General features: G+C 48.2%; 10 protein-coding genes. 5 read left to right on the forward strand and 5 right to left on the reverse strand.

Annotated features, from left to right (window positions below; genetic code table 11):
• Positions 1-696: 696 nt before the first annotated feature.
• Positions 697-1,041, forward strand: coding sequence for a cupin domain-containing protein (locus tag M2133_RS13045; RefSeq protein ID WP_277466616.1), 345 nt, complete (start codon positions 697-699; stop codon positions 1,039-1,041).
• A 248-nt stretch (positions 1,042-1,289) separates the two neighbouring features.
• Here M2133_RS13045 and M2133_RS13050 read toward each other — a convergent pair whose 3' ends face one another.
• The 3 genes from M2133_RS13050 to M2133_RS13060 are packed head-to-tail and all read right to left on the reverse strand — an operon-like array spanning position 1,290 to position 3,972.
• The gene (locus tag M2133_RS13050; protein ID WP_277466617.1) at positions 1,290-2,390 is read right to left on the reverse strand and encodes an endonuclease/exonuclease/phosphatase family protein; all 1,101 of its coding nucleotides are present in this window, start codon (positions 2,388-2,390) and stop codon (positions 1,290-1,292) included.
• Between the two features lie 3 nt (positions 2,391-2,393).
• A complete protein-coding gene (locus M2133_RS13055) occupies positions 2,394-3,272 on the reverse strand; it encodes a rhomboid family intramembrane serine protease (protein WP_277466618.1) in 879 nt (292 codons plus the stop codon).
• Positions 3,253-3,972, reverse strand: coding sequence for a rhomboid family intramembrane serine protease (locus M2133_RS13060; RefSeq protein WP_277466619.1), 720 nt, complete (start codon positions 3,970-3,972; stop codon positions 3,253-3,255). The genes M2133_RS13055 and M2133_RS13060 overlap by 20 nt, the downstream gene beginning before the upstream one ends.
• Before the next feature lie 191 nt (positions 3,973-4,163).
• On the opposite strand from M2133_RS13060, the gene M2133_RS13065 reads away from it, so the two are divergent.
• Both M2133_RS13065 and argS read left to right on the forward strand, forming a co-directional pair.
• Positions 4,164-4,436, forward strand: a complete 273-nt coding sequence (locus tag M2133_RS13065) for an HU family DNA-binding protein (protein ID WP_277466620.1) — start codon at positions 4,164-4,166, stop codon at positions 4,434-4,436.
• Between the two features lie 172 nt (positions 4,437-4,608).
• Positions 4,609-6,402, forward strand: a complete 1,794-nt coding sequence (gene argS, locus M2133_RS13070; RefSeq protein WP_277466621.1) for an arginine--tRNA ligase — start codon at positions 4,609-4,611, stop codon at positions 6,400-6,402.
• Between the two features lie 228 nt (positions 6,403-6,630).
• On the opposite strand, the gene topA is transcribed toward argS, so the two are convergent.
• Both topA and M2133_RS13080 read right to left on the reverse strand, forming a co-directional pair.
• Complete coding sequence (gene topA / locus M2133_RS13075) at positions 6,631-8,982, reverse strand: type I DNA topoisomerase (protein WP_277466622.1); 2,352 nt, start codon at positions 8,980-8,982, stop codon at positions 6,631-6,633.
• 114 nt (positions 8,983-9,096) lie between these two features.
• Positions 9,097-11,793: a TonB-dependent receptor plug domain-containing protein gene (locus M2133_RS13080; protein WP_277466623.1), complete on the reverse strand. Its 2,697-nt coding sequence runs from the start codon at positions 11,791-11,793 to the stop codon at positions 9,097-9,099.
• A 114-nt stretch (positions 11,794-11,907) separates the two neighbouring features.
• Here M2133_RS13080 and M2133_RS13085 point away from each other — a divergent pair, with 114 nt between their 5' ends.
• Entirely contained in the window at positions 11,908-12,171 is a 264-nt protein-coding gene (locus M2133_RS13085) for a tetratricopeptide repeat protein (RefSeq protein ID WP_277466624.1), read from the forward strand.
• Between the two features lie 224 nt (positions 12,172-12,395).
• Positions 12,396-14,420, forward strand: a complete 2,025-nt coding sequence (locus M2133_RS13090) for a choice-of-anchor Q domain-containing protein (protein WP_277466625.1) — start codon at positions 12,396-12,398, stop codon at positions 14,418-14,420.
• Positions 14,421-15,864 lie beyond the last annotated feature (1,444 nt).

Genomic DNA, 15,864 nt, shown 5'->3' on the forward strand with positions numbered 1-15,864 from the left:
CCTGAGCCAGGATCAAACTCTTCGTTGTATAAATTGTTTGTTTTATTTTTTTCCTATGACTCATGACGATTAACCTAAATTTAATAGATCAAGTATTTGACGGTGTTAATTCTGTTCTGTATATAAAAGTAAAAAAGCTTATCGCTGAAATCACTTTCAACTTTCAACTCTCAACTTTCAACTATACAAAAACGTCTCTTGTACTACTTGTTGGATGTAAATCTTTCAAAGAACTTTACGCTCATGTGCTAACTTTTTAGCGAACGTGGGTGCAAAGATAAGGGTTTTATTTTATCCGATCCAAATATTTCGTGAACTTTTTTGAAAGAATTTTGTTATATAAAGCTACCCTCCTCAATATGTGACAATTCCCCCTCAGACATCAAACAGTCCGGAACCGATCAAACCCACTCCAGCGGGCAACAAGAGGGCTTTTCTTACCACTACCATGCCCTAATCAGGAGACAAACTAAAGCGCAAATTTCCTCCGGTTTTCTCGACAACTATAAGTTCCTGTATCTGAAGCTATTCGCGGGAGCATTCATTTGTTGACGGTTATCAACAAACAAATAGTCCCGGCAAAAGGAGAAAATGGTTGCGCGAATTGGGGTAAAAAGTCTTTGAGGGGGAAGTTCTCTTCGCGTAGAAAGCGGTGCGTACTTTATAATGTAGTATTTTTGTCAGAAAACGATAGAGATGGAATTAAGAAGTAAAACTTTTCTTTTTGAAGAAGAGACCAGATGGGAGGCCGTCAATGAGAATGTAAAACGCCAGATCATGGCGTACGATGAGCAATTGATGGTCGTCAAAGTGCATTTCGCTACCGGAGGGATAGGAGATCCTCACCGGCATCCGCACACGCAATCCACTTTTGTGGCTTCCGGTGTATTTGAATTTACGGTAGAAGGAGAAACGCAAATAATCCGTACCGGGGATTGTGTGTATATACATCCCGAGGCATTGCATGGTTGCCAATGCCTGGAGGCAGGCATATTGATCGATACATTTTCTCCGGCAAGGAGGGATTTTCTGAGTGAATAGCGCGAATCTAACATCTTTTAGCAGGATTAGGCTTCGCGCTTAACATATATTACACAGAAAAGTATGGCCAGAAGCTTTCTGAGCCGTATCTTTGCAGTGTGGTTTTTTCATAATAGTATTAGATTTAAGGTTAACAAAGTTGGTTAGGGGTTGTCGTGAGACAGCCTTTAATTTTTTATATGCATACGAAATGAGCCTATTTCAAGCGAAGTAGGCTCATTTTTATTTTAGGAGGGGGAGGATTTCTTTTAATCGCCCAATTGCAGGTAGCACCACATCGGGTAGTGGTCGGAATATTTCACCCGGTCGACCGTGCAATTATAGGAGGTGATATTCGACGAATGCAGGATATTATCGATACGAAACAAAAAGAGATTCTGGTTGTAGGTCGTGCCCATGCCTTTTCCGGACGCGACAAAGGCATCGGTCAGATCGCCCTGGATCACCCGGTGGGCATAGGAAAGGGGGGTATCATTGAAGTCGCCGCATACGACAAGATAGTCGGTCTTTACGTTTTTAATCTCTTCGGCTACGATCGCGGCTTGTTTGGCACGCAAGAGGAATGCCGGACCCAGTTTTTGCTGGAATGTGCCCCGGATCTCACCCAAAGCGTCCGAATCGAGGGATTTGATCAGGGAAGAATATTGCGAGCGGTCTTTCTGGGTCAGTTTAAACGACTCCAGGTGGTTGTTGAGCAATGTCAGGGTTTTCCCGTTTATCTCCAGTTCATGCAGGACCGATCCGTTGTATTGGCTTCCATATTCGATCTTCCGCGACTTTTTGATCGGATATTTGGAGAAGACAGCCAGCCCCGACGTGCTGTACCGGTGCCCGTTGAGTACGACAACCGACCGGTAGGGATACATATCCAATGCTTTAAACACATCGTCTGAGGTTAGTTCTTTCCCCGACCGGGCTACGGTATATTCCTGCAGGCAAACGATATCGGCTCCCGACTGGGCGATATATTCAATCATCCGGTTGGGGGAAAGGGGGGTATGCCGTTTCCCGGCAAAGTTCATCACATTGTATGTCAATACTTTGACGACATTCTCTTTCGGCACTTCCTGTTTCAGGTGGAAAGGATAATAGCGGGATATCGGCCCCCAGCAAACAGCGAAGACACAGATACTGATCAACAGAAATTTCCATTCGCGCGTAAAGAGCCAGTACACGGCATAGCAGAAACTGACGGTAAAAATCACCGGGAAGACCAGTCCCAGATAAGCCATCAACAGGCTTTGATCGGGCGACACCCTATCGGAATAGGCTGCGGCCAACAGCAAAACGAGACATACGATATTTGCTGATATAAAAAGAAAACGGAATAAAATACGAAGGGATTTCATATACTATTTTTTACTCGCGTCAAACAATTGTTTTTTCTCTTCTTTCGACAGGCTATCATAACCGGATCGTTTCAGTTTGTCCAGAATATCATCCAGGTTTTTACTTTCTTCCTGTTTCCGGGCGTTATATTCCTGATCGGTTTCCGTCCGTTTATACGTAACCTTCATCTTGGGTTTCTTTTTGCCCAGGTTCACCAGCCAGTCGATCAGCCGGTTGACTGGTGCGGTCATATCTTTCCCTTTTTGGATCCGGGAGGCAAACCAAATGCCCAACAGCGCCCCACCGATATGCGCCAGATGGCCGCCGGCATTGGTCGAGGTGATGGCCAAGAGATCGACGATCAGCGTAAACAGCGCCAGCCAAATCAGTTTTACCCGTCCGATCAACAACAGATTGATCTCATACTCTTTCCGGTAGAACGACACGGCAAACACAATCGCCATCACAGAGGCAGAAGCACCCATCAGGAAACTGCTTCCGGCTACAGCCTGGAAATAAGGGAAGATATTGTAGGCCACCAGGAAGAGAAGCGCTCCCGCTATTCCGCCCAGGACATACATCCCGCCCAATTGACGCTCGTTAAAGAATTGCAGGAAGATGCCGCCGAACCAATACAGCCAAAGCATATTAAAAAGAATATGCAAGAAATCGTAATGGGTGAACATATAGGTGAACAGCGTCCACGGCCGGAGCAAGAGCAATACCGGCGAGGAAGGCATCTGCAAATATTCGAGGAACGGCAGACCGGCCACATTAAACAAAAGAAACAATACGGCCGCCAGGCGAAATAACAGGAAAACGCCTACATTAATATATATAAGCTTGACCAGGATATTCCCTGAGCGGAATATCCGTTTCAGGTTAGTAAAAATATCGCCCATTTTTCGCGTCTTTTTTCTTCCAGTACCGAATCATAAAGAAACCAAACAGCATCCCTCCCAGATGGGCAAAATGGGCAACCGTATCGCCTCCGAAATTGGATACGCCCAGGAAGAGTTCGATCAGTCCGTATCCCACCACAAACCATTTCGCTTTTATTGGAATAGGGATAAACATCAGATACAAGGGCACATTGGGGAATAACATGCCGAAAGCCAACAGGATACCAAAGACAGCGCCGGATGCCCCGATCGTCACGAAGAGGTTCAGGAATTCACCCTTAGCCAATAAGCGGGTACCATTCAGGTTGATCATATCCTGACTGCTGAATATCACGTCGCGCAGATCGAAAAACCAGACCAGCTCCTGTACCAGTCCCGCACCAATTCCCGTGACCAGGTAGAAGGTAAGAAACCGTTTGGGTCCCCATACATTTTCCAGGACGCGGCCGAACATATAAACGGCAAACATATTGAAAAACACATGCGAGATGGAATGCGTATCATGCATAAACATATACGTCACAAGCTGCCAGAGGCCAAAATCGGTTGCACCCGGGAAGTGAAGGCCTAAAAGTTCAACCAGGTCAATACCCACTTTAGGCAATACCAGGCTGGCCACCCATACCAGAAGATTTATGATAATCAGGTTTTTTGTTATTGGAGGAATACTACTGAGGAATCCGGAATTATGCTGATCCATACTGTACTTTAACGTTATTTTGGGCAAAGGTAAGTATATTTTGACTGTTTTTTCGTCAAAAGCCACTAAATCATAGGACTTAAACAAAAAAAACTACTGTTTTTTTTTGCGGTATATTAAATTAATAATACATTTGATGCCAACTTACTATTACATTAAGATTTGTTTAATATATTAACTATCAAACCATCATGAACAAGACAGAATTTATCAATGCTGTATCCGAAAAAGCCGGATTGAGCAAAGTTGACGCTAAAAAAGCGGTTGACGCATTCATCTCTACCGTATCTAACGAACTAAAGGCAGGGGGTAAAGTGGCCCTTTTAGGTTTTGGTTCTTTCACTGTTGCTGAAAAAGCAGCACGCAAAGGAGTTAACCCGAAGACCAAAGAAGCGATCAATATTCCGGCTAGAAAGTCAGTAAAATTCAAAGCAGGATCTGAACTGAACGAATTGGTAAAGTAAGTGAGACCCTTACATAATTGGGAAGGATGCAATCTGATTGTATCCTTTTTTTGTACCTTTGCTTCTTCGAATCGAAGATAGGATGCGCCTCGGCATAATCAAACAAGTTTGCTTCTGCGCTCGGCTTTCACTATCTTTGCGCCGGAAATCCGGAATATAAGATCCTAAATATATGACTATCGAACAACAAATCACTACTTCCGTAGTAGGTGCCATCAAGCAATTATACGGTGCGGACGCAACTGCCGATCAGGTACAGTTGCAAAAAACAAAGAAAGAGTTCAAGGGACATCTTACCCTGGTGGTATTCCCTTTTCTGCGGGTTTCGCGCCAATCGCCCGAAGAAACAGCACAGAAGATCGGCGAATATCTGCGGGAAAACGAACCGGCGGTTGCCGAGTTCAATGTGATCAAAGGGTTTCTGAACCTCACCGTCGCTTCTTCCTGTTGGGTCGCATTGCTCAATGAGGTGAACAGTCAACCGAATTACGGCCTGCGCGCCGCCACCGAACAGTCTCCGTTGGTGATGGTCGAATATTCTTCTCCGAACACCAACAAACCCCTGCACCTGGGACATATCCGCAACAACCTCTTGGGTTATAGCCTGGCAGAGATACTGAAAGCCAACGGCAACCGGGTGGTAAAAACCAATATCGTCAACGACCGGGGTATCCATATCTGCAAATCGATGCTCGCCTGGCAGAAATGGGGCAATGGCGCCACGCCGGAATCGACCGGCAAGAAAGGCGACCACCTGATTGGCGACTTCTACGTGCTCTTCGACAAGCACTACAAACAGGAACTCAAAGAGCTCGAAGCCAAAGGTCTGATCCCTAAAGAAGCCGAAGCCCAATCTACCCTGATGGCCGAAGCCCGCGAGATGCTTCGTCGCTGGGAAGCCGGCGACACGGAGATCTATGCCCTCTGGGAACGGATGAACAGTTGGGTATATGCCGGTTTCGATGAGACCTACAAAATGCTCGGCGTTGATTTCGATAAGATCTATTACGAGTCGCAAACCTATCTGGAAGGCAAAGGCGAGGTATTGAGAGGATTAGACAACGGTGTCTTCTACCGCAAGGACGACGACTCGGTCTGGGCCGACCTGACACCCGATGGATTGGATGAGAAATTATTGTTACGCGCCGACGGTACATCCGTTTACATGACCCAGGATATCGGTACGGCCAAACTGCGCTTCGACGATTTCCCGATCGACAAGATGATCTACGTCGTGGGCAACGAACAGAACTACCACTTCCAGGTGTTGTCGATCCTGTTGGATAAATTGGGTTATGCCTTCGGTAAAGGGCTGGTACACTTCTCTTATGGTATGGTAGAATTGCCCGAAGGAAAGATGAAAAGCCGGGAAGGAACCGTTGTCGATGCCGACGATCTGATGGCGGAGATGATCCATACCGCCCGCGAGATCTCCGAAGAATTAGGCAAGCTCGATGAGATGACACCCGACGAAGCTGCAGATATCTCACGTATCGTCGGACTGGGCTCACTGAAATACTTCATGTTGAAAGTAGATCCCCGGAAGAACATGACCTTCAACCCGAAAGAATCGATCGACTTCAATGGAAACACGGGACCATTTATCCAATACACCTATGCCCGTATCCGCTCCGTCCTGCGCAAGGCGGCGGAACAGCAGATCGAGCTGCCCACGCAATTACCGGCGAATACCCCATTGACCGAAAAAGAAGAAGGGCTTATCCAGTTGCTCGCCAACTATGCCTCAACGGTTGAAGAAGCAGGCCGCGAATACAGTCCGGCCCTGATCGCCAATTACGTCTACGACCTGGTCAAAGAATACAACCAGTTCTACCACGACTACTCCATCCTCCGGGAAGACGATCCGGAAATCAAAAAATGCCGCCTCGTCTTATCCGCCAACGTCGCCAAAGTCGTCAAATCCGGCATGGCACTACTCGGCATAGAGGTACCGGAAAGGATGTAATACATTTCTTCTGTGTAACTTCGTGTTCGTGGTGGTTCAAAATTCCGGGAAATAGCAATTTGTCACCCTATAGGTAGTATTTCGTCGTACTACCTATAGTATGGCGCCGTACTATAGGTAGTATGAGCGCGTACTATATATAGAAACACTTTTTAACATGTCGTTTTGATAGAAGACAAAAAAGCCGCTTGTTTCCAGGCGGCTTTCTATTTTTATTGTGAAGGAAGATCAGGATTTCTTCCGGACGGCTCTTTTCTTTGCCGGGGCGGGGTTTTTATCGGCTTCTGCGATGATGGCCATCGTTTCTTCCAAGGTCAGCTCTTCCGGTTTAGGGCCTTTCTTGGGGATCTTGTAATTCTTCTTTTTATAAGAGATATACGGACCGTAACGGCCATTGAGGATCTCCAGTTCGGGCTCGGCGTCGAACTTCTTGATAAAGCGCTGTTCGTCTTTTTGTTGTTTCTCTTCGATCAGGGTGATCGATTCGTCCAAGGTGATTGACAGCGGATTCAAATCTTTCGGTATGGAGATAAACTTCCCGGCATGGCGGATAAAAGGTCCGAAGCGACCGACTGCTGCCACGACTTCTTCGCCTTTGTATTCACCAACCGTACGGGGAAGGTCGAACAATTTCAAGGCTTCTTCCAGCGTGATCGTCTCGATCGATTGTCCTTTCATCAGCGAGGCGAATTGAGGCTTGGGTGCTTCTTTGTCTTCCGGGTTGGCTTGTCCGATCTGAGCGATCGGGCCGTAACGGCCGATCTTGACAAAGACCGGTTTACCGCTCTTGGGATCAACGCCCAGTTCACGCTCACCCACTCGATGTTCCGTGCGCTGTGCTTTTACTTCTTCCACCTGCGGATGGAAGAATTTATAGAATTTATCAATGGCTTTGCTCCAGACGAGCTGGCCTTCAGCGATGGCGTCAAAATCTTTCTCTACGTTAGCCGTGAAATTATATTCCAATACATTGGGGAAGTTCTCCATCAGGAAGTCGTTCACCACAATCCCGATATCGGTAGGGATCAATTTATTCCGGTCGGCGCCGACCTTTTCCGTTTTCACCTTTTCTTTCAGACTGCCTTTGGAGAGGGTGATCACTTCATACGAACGTTCCGTACCTTCTTTATCGCCTTTAATGACATACTCCCGGTTCTGGATCGTATGGATGGTCGGTGCATAGGTAGAAGGGCGTCCGATGCCCAGTTCTTCCATGCGGCGTACCAGGCTGGCTTCGGTATAACGCGGCGGACGCTGCGTGAACCGTTCGGTTGCCGTTATCTCTTTCAAGCTCAATGTCTCATTCAATTTCACCGGAGGCAACAGACCGTTTTCCTGTTCTTTCTCATTCTCGTCGTCATTGCTTTCGAGATAGACCTGAAGGAATCCGTCGAACGTGATGATCTCACCGGTTGCCACGAACTTCTCCGCCCTACTTCCGCTGATAGCCACGGAGATGGTCGTTCTTTCCAGTTCGGCATCCGCCATCTGGGAAGCGATCGTACGCTTACGGATCAGGTCATACAGTCTCTTTTCCTGGTTATTGCCACTGATCTCCACCTGGCTGATATAGGTCGGGCGGATAGCTTCATGCGCTTCCTGCGCCCCTTTGCTCTTGGTATGGTATTGACGGAATTTATGATATTTCTCGCCGTATTCTTCCAGTATAGCCTCTTTGGCCGTTCCCAAAGCCAGATCGCTCAGGTTGACGGAGTCGGTACGCATATAGGTGATAAACCCGGATTCGTACAGGCGTTGGGCCACAGTCATGGTCTGCGAAACGGAGAATCCCAGTTTACGCGCCGCTTCCTGCTGCAAGGTAGACGTGGTGAAAGGAGGAGCCGGCGACTTGCGTACCGGTTTCTTCGTGATATCTTCGATGGTAAAAGCGGCGTTCTTGCAAGATTCTAAGAACGCAACGACATCTTTCTTTTCTTTAAAGCGTTTGTTCAGTTCCGCTTTCAGGATCGTCGTGCCATCGGGCAGGATAAACTCGGCGATCACGCGATAGGCTGCCTCGGAGACGAAATCGTTGATCTCGCGCTCGCGCTCGACAACCAGGCGCACAGCTACCGATTGCACACGCCCGGCAGACAATGCCGGTTTCACTTTCTTCCACAACACGGGAGACAGTTCGAATCCGACAATACGGTCCAACACCCGGCGTGCCTGTTGGGCATTGACCAGGTCGATATTGATATCGCGGGGGGTTTCGATGGCATGCAGGATCGCCGTCTTTGTGATCTCATGGAAAACAATACGTTTCGTATTCTCAGGTTTCAGGTTCAATGCCTCGAACAAATGCCAGGAGATGGCTTCCCCTTCCCGGTCTTCATCGGAAGCGAGCCAGACCATCTCTGCTTTCTTGGCTTCGTTTTTCAGTTCGGTTACCAGCTTTTTCTTATCTGTAGGTATCACATATTCCGGTGCATAGTCGTGCTCGAAATCGATACCGATCTCTTTCGCCTTCAAATCGCGGATGTGCCCGTAGCTGGAAAGAACTTTATAGTCCTTTCCCAGAAACTTTTCAATGGTTTTGGCTTTTGCCGGGGACTCCACAATGACTAAATTCTTTTGCATATCTCGTTTCGTATTTTTAAAATCGAGTGCAAACATACATAAATAATTAACGTCATCGCGTATCTACCCGATAAAAAAACCTTTATTAATAGATTTGAGGCTCAACACTTAAGCCTATTCGATCCGGATTTTCTCCGTCTTTCGCACGGGTATTCCATCCGTGGTCAAACCTTCGAACACAACATCATAGACCGTCGGCGAATCGGCAGAATAAAATTCAAGGCGTGCCTTTCCATCCTCGTCTGTCAGCAGATCCGGCTTCCAATAGATGGTGGTGCGCAAGTCGGGCAGGTAAGAGCTCTTCTGCTGGGGTGTTTCGTATTTGGGCGCATAGAACTCGACGGGCCGTTGGAATCCCAAGAGTGTAGTACTCACCTTGTTAAAGTCGGGCAAGGTTTTCACATTCCCGCCTTTCTTATAGAGGATATTCACCACCCCATTGCCTCCCAGCAGACCAAATATGGCGGCATCCGCACCTTTGTACACTTCCACCGAAGCCACATCATGGACATTGATGGTTTTGAAGATCTCCGGGTCGTTCGTAGGAATACCGTCGACCAGGATCGTGGCAAAAATACCACTGTTTATGCTTCCGACACCCCGAATAATCAGGTGTTTATTATCGAATTCATCGGTAACCACCTGAACGCCGGGAATCTCATAAAACAGATCGGCCACCGAAGAATAATTCCGGGTCTCCATCTTCTCCTCAAAATCCACGACCGTGGTAAACTTCGACGCATAAACCGACCGTTCCGGTCCCGGATCCTTCTCGACTTTGAGCGCGGTGACCATAATCTCTTTCAGGTTGACCACCTGCATATTTTCATCATACTTCGCCCTCTCTTCCGCTTTCTTGAGTATAAGATTCAGATCTTCCTCTTCTTCAAAGGAGATATCCTCTTCGATTGTTTCCGGTGGCAGCTGCCGAAGGGCCCGGTCTAATGCCCCGGCAAAGGGATAGGTTATTTTATCCATATTCAGTTGAACATGATTTTTCCCTTTGAAATTCAGCGATTGCATAAATAGTTTGGTACTGTCTGAATATTCCATCCCGGGAAAAACAAATTGACCTTTTTCATTGGTAAAGGTCTGATCGATAAAGCTTCCCCCCTCCTGGTCGGTCAGCATCAGGGTAACCTCTCCTTTCGCGATGGGTTTATTCGATTCGATCTGCGTAACGGTGCCCGTCAGCGCCATCCCCATTTCCGGCCGGATCATCGGGTAGGTATAATTTCCTTTCAGCGCCTGCGCGACATCATAGCGCCGCCAGCCCTGGGTCATCAACAACAGGTCTAAAGCATACACGGCTTTCGTTTCGTCGGAACGGAAGTAATAGGCCGGATCTTCGATGTAGCCTTTCAGTTCCGAAGTCAGTAACAAGGTCGAAGCGATCGTATGCAGGCTATCGATTTCCACATCCCGGCTGTCCGTTATGGCCACAGACAAATTGCCTTTCAGCGGAGCGCCTTTTTCATCCCTCAGATCCAGTTCCATCGAGATCTTCTCGCGGATGGCATAGGCTGCCTTGTCGGCATTCATCCGCAATACCGGTTCATCCCTTACCGGAGAGAAAACCAAACGTTCGCTCAAGGGATTCAGGTCTTTGTCCAGCAGCATCACCTGCAGTATGCCCTGTGGCAGAATATCCCAGGGGAACACCATCTCTTTTCGCTTGGGAGAATACGAATCGAAGAAATACACCTCGCCGTTTTGGTGAATCAGAATGTACAGATTATCCTTCACCGGTTTATCGCCGGGGGCGACCAGATGCACAAACAGATTCCCCCCTCTCCCATTCGCTTGTATGCCATACACACCGGACACGCCTTTGGGCAGATCAAACCGTTTCTTCTGGTTCTTACTGTTCACGCATTCCAGGTAATAAGAATCCTTCTCCCCGGCAATAAGCCCGAACAGGCCCATACCATTATGTAGCGTTTGTATTTCGGTCCCCCCCTCCCCTTTATCGTTATAGATGGTGCCGGTGATCTCTTCCGGCAAACCCGCTGCGTTGACCGCTTTGAAGGCGACACGCGTCAGGGCGCCGTTAATCAGGTATCCACCTTCCGGATAGAAGGTCACCTCATAATCCTCATCGGCTGTGGGTAAAGGGATATAATGACTGAAGTTATCGACTTCCAGATAAATCGCGTGTTGCGGTTCGCCTTTCTTCGGCAGCTCATATGCAAAGCGGGCAACCGTATCTTTCTCCATACGTACCGGGCGCATCTCGCCTCTCCGGTTTAGTATCATCAACTTATCGGGTTTGATCTTCTCATCCGAATATCCGGCGGTATAATAAAGATCGATATGGACCTTCCGTTCTTCCGGCAGATAGTCCAACGTATAATGCGGACGGATCTGCGAAGCGATCACACTACTGACCTCTATCTTCCGCCGGAAATAGCTATCCTCACCCATATTCTCCATATACCGGGTATAGGCGCGCAGCGTATAGGTGCCTTCCGCCAGGTCTTCCGCTATGGGGCAATGGCCATAAAACAGGTCATTCTCCGGACGGATCATCACCCGTTCGACGACAGAGTCCGCCGGGTTGATCAATTCCACATACACATAACGGCTTCCCGCCTCCGACGAATGCAGGAAGGCATCTGTCAGATACGCTTTAAACCAGATCTTTTCTCCCTGAAAGAAAGAGGTCCGATCCAGGTGCAGATACAATTTCTCCTGCGGATAGATAGACACTTGCGCGCCCATCCGCTCCAAAACCATTTTTGAAGTAATCGAGGTTTGTGCCTGAAGAGAAAATGCCAGGAGAGAACTCAGGCAAAAGACTATGGCTAACATACATTTTTTCATAAAAAATAGATTGAATTGAGATTAAAAACAACTATCCACAAAATTAAAAAGATATTTCATATTTCCTAATCGCTCCATCAAAAGAATGGTTAACTTCGCTTTATGGAAACAATCAAACAATATATACGTGAAGGGCGGATTGATGAAGCCCTCCAACGCTTAGACAATTATATTTCAACCCATAACGATTCGGATGAAGCGTATTACCTGCGAGGGAATGCCTACCGAAAAAAGGGAGATATGCGCCAGGCGCTTAATAATTATCTGCAAGCGATAGAAATCAATCCCGAAAGCCCCGCCGTCCAAGCCCATAATATGTTAATCGACATCCTTAACTTCTACGACAAAACCCGGTATAATCCTTGAATTTTCTTCCCTTTTCTTCTCCATCTTCAAAAAAAAAACGCCCGAATTGTCGTAATGTCAAGAAAATTGTCGTAATGTCAAGAAAATTTGTCGTAATGTCAAGAAAAAGTTATGTTTTTCAAGGGCCAGTCTCATTTTCTGCCTTTACCTTTGCCACACGGAAAAGAAAATCCACCAACAGCTATCCGTATCTCAAGTATAAACATAAAGAAATCGTAAAACGTATGACAAAAAAATTACATCTGGTACTTACTCTATTCTTGATTGGGGTAACCCTTAGTTTAAATGCTTTCGCCGAAGGGGCGGAGCCAACAAAAATAATTCGAGTAGATCAGCAAGTTTCCGGCGGTGCCGGCGATGGCTCCTCCTGGGATAATGCTTATAAGGAATTGAGTGCTGCGCTGACGTATGCCGCCACCGACGACGGCGACGCAGGCGCAGAAGCCGCCCCCGCCCCCATCGAGATCTGGGTGGCTGCGGGGGAATATAAACCGACTGCAGTCACTGGCCCCATCACAGACGCTGACCGCGACGCCACCTTTGCAATCCCTGCCCATGTCACCGTCTATGGCGGCTTTGACGGAGGGGAAGAAAATCGCGATCAGCGCAACTGGGTTAATAACCAAACGATCCTCTCGGGGGATTTGTTAGGAGATGATACTGCCGGAGATCTTACCCTTAATAAAAACGACAACAGCTATACGGTGGTACGCCTTACTGGCGGCACGCTCGATGGGTTTTATATCACGGGAGGTAAGGGCGACGGCCAAGGCGGCGGAGTCTATGCCGAGGGCGGTACACTACGCAACAATACGATCTACGACAATAATTCCGCCAGCAGCGGCGGCGGAGTCTATGCCATCAACGGCGCCACCCTGACGAACAATACGATCTACGGCAATAAAGCCGGCTACGGCGGCGGAGTCTATGCCTACGGAGACGTCACGCTGACCAATAATACGATCTACGGCAATACAGTCTACATAGGCGGCGGAGTCCATGCCTACGGAGACGCCACGCTGACGAACAATACGATCTACGGTAATACAGCCTCCAGCGACGGCGGCGGAGTCTTTGCCTACGGAGACGCCACGCTGACCAATAATATCCTCTGGGAAAATAAACTTACGGCTGGCGGTATTCAGGATCTCTACGTTTCCTCCTCCGGCTCCTCCTCCGGCTCCGGCTCCCATAACCTGATCGGCAGCGAGATCGCGGGGGATGGTAGTTTTTCTGGCGATAACCCCCTGATCGGCTCCACCTATGACCCCCTCTTTGCCGATGCCGCCAACGGCGACTTCCGCCTGCTGGAAGGTAGCCCGGCCATCGATGCGGGAGATAACGACGCTTATAAAGGCAAAGGTTATCCTGACACCGACGCCGCCGGCGATAAGCGCATCCAGGGAACGATCAATATCGGCGCCTACGAAACGGTAGTGCCGACCAACGCCGACCCCGCCACCTACCACAGTCTCACCCTCGAGCTGGCCCCGGGCATCGACCTATACAACTATACCGCCGGAACGCATTCCATCGCCGAAGGCGATCACCTCTTCCTGCAGTTCCTGCCCGAAGACCCGACACTCACAGCGGAGGATCTTATGCTGGTGATCGATGGCGTCGACACGCCTTTTACCGTGCCCGCCGCCGGATCCTACTACAGCTATATCCTCAACCCCGTTACGGCCGATCATACGATCCTGATCGCCCAGCGCGAATATACCGTCACCCTGCCCGAAACGGAAGGCATCACCTATAATGTCGGCGCCGGAGCGCATAAAGTGGCCTATGGCGCACCGTTTAGCTTTACCCTTACGGGTGACTTCGACCCAGCACAGATCCATGTCTATCACAACGGCCAGGAGATAAGCCCCTCCAACCTCCCCGAAGGGGAGGCTCTGCGAAGCGAAGCGCTTCCTATCTCCTCCCCCTTGGGGGGAGGCCGGGTGGGGGCATCCCTTTCCTACACCATCGACCGTGTCACCGGCCCGATCACCATCACCCTCGAAGGCACCTCGCCCACGTCGAACACCTCGCTGACGCAAGGCATCCGACTGGCAATTGACAATGGACAATTGACAATTGACAATGAAATGGCCACTGCGGTCGACGTGGCGGTATATAACGTCACTGGCCAAAACGTGGTGCAACTTCGTGGACTTCGGGGTTCGAAAACAGTGGCTTTGGCCGCCGGTATCTATTTTGTTCGGGCAGGCAATCAGAGGTGGAAAGTGATGGTTAATGATTAATTGTTAATTTTTAATTTTTAATTGAGAAAGGGCCAGGGTAGACTTAGCGATAATACGCTGGGGTCTATCCTGGCTCTTCTGCGTACGCCTGACGCGCGCTTTCAAATGAAGATTTGCGATATCAGTATCTTGGCTCCTCTTCTTAGACAAGAAGAGGGGGACCACGGCTTGCCGTGGTGGAGCAGTTTGATCTTTTGAATCAGTTTGATCTCCTGGAGCAGTTTGATCTTTTGACAAATGATAAATACCTATCTCATACAAAATTAGGATCAAACTACCCCACCATCGCCTACGGCTCTGGTCCACGGGGTTGACTCAAAAGTATCAGATATACGAACTAAGTGTCCCCGCCTGGTCAGGCGGGGGGGACCGCTGCTTGCAGCGGTGGGGTGGTTGTCTTTTCTGTCAAGAATCTGTACTTCAGTACGGTATGTATGTAAACAACCACTCCACCATCGCAAGCGATGGTCCCCCTCGCCTGACCAGGCGAGGACACACAGATAGTATATCTTATACTTTTGGGTCAGCCCCAGCCGAGATAGTCCACTTGCTATTATCCTGCACCTTCACATTTCCTTCTATTTACCGCTCCGCGCCTACTAACTACTAACTACCCACTACTATCTTCTGAAGAAAATCGGAACGTTTGAAGTAGCGAGCGCAGAAGCCAAGTTTACTTGGATTATGCCGAGTCACGCCAAACGACTAATGTAAATGAAGATTTTCTTCAATGCGATTTCTAAACCATTGAAAAAGAGGCGCTAATATTTCCTTCAGAAACTACCGGTAGTTTGCGCACGAACTACCGGTAGTTTGTTCGCAAACTACTAATACTTTGTTCGCAAACTACCGGTAGTTTGAAAAAGGGGGATTGCGGCAGGTCCATAGATCGAATAATATGCGCTAAGACTTTTGCGTTCACTGACAAATATTCACCTGACTAACCCGGCATTTTTATCCTCCGGCAGCCCTTTGAAAAAGGCCGGCGGCCTTTTGCCAAACTCCGACGGCCTTTTCGGAAACCCTGCCGGCCTTTTCGGTAAAAGAGTCGGCTTGGTAGTCGAATGGTGGATGTTAACAAATGCAAATGGCAAACCATGGTAAACCGATCATCCCGAACATAGTTTTTCGTTTTTTTACTTGCATCATACAGCCGGAATAGGCAACCATGTTAAACCGATCACTATTGGGACTCTCCAACAGGTACCAGAAAGTTACTTACAGAAATTTCACTGCTTTTTTTATTATCTAAAACAGTTATATGATTGATAAACAGAGCTGAAAGAAAATCCTGTATGATGTAAGTAAAAAAACGAAAAACTCTGTTCGGAGGGTATTTTTGGTTTTAGCCACGGATCACACGGATTTAATATGTTAGTAAATTGCGCGCGAAGAATACAAAGTAAGAGCAGTGATGCTGGGGTTGAAACCCACAGCGGTAGAG

This window comes from Parabacteroides sp. PF5-6 (assembly GCF_029504695.1).
In the GTDB taxonomy this organism is placed as follows: Bacteria; Bacteroidota; Bacteroidia; order Bacteroidales; family Tannerellaceae; genus QVMG01.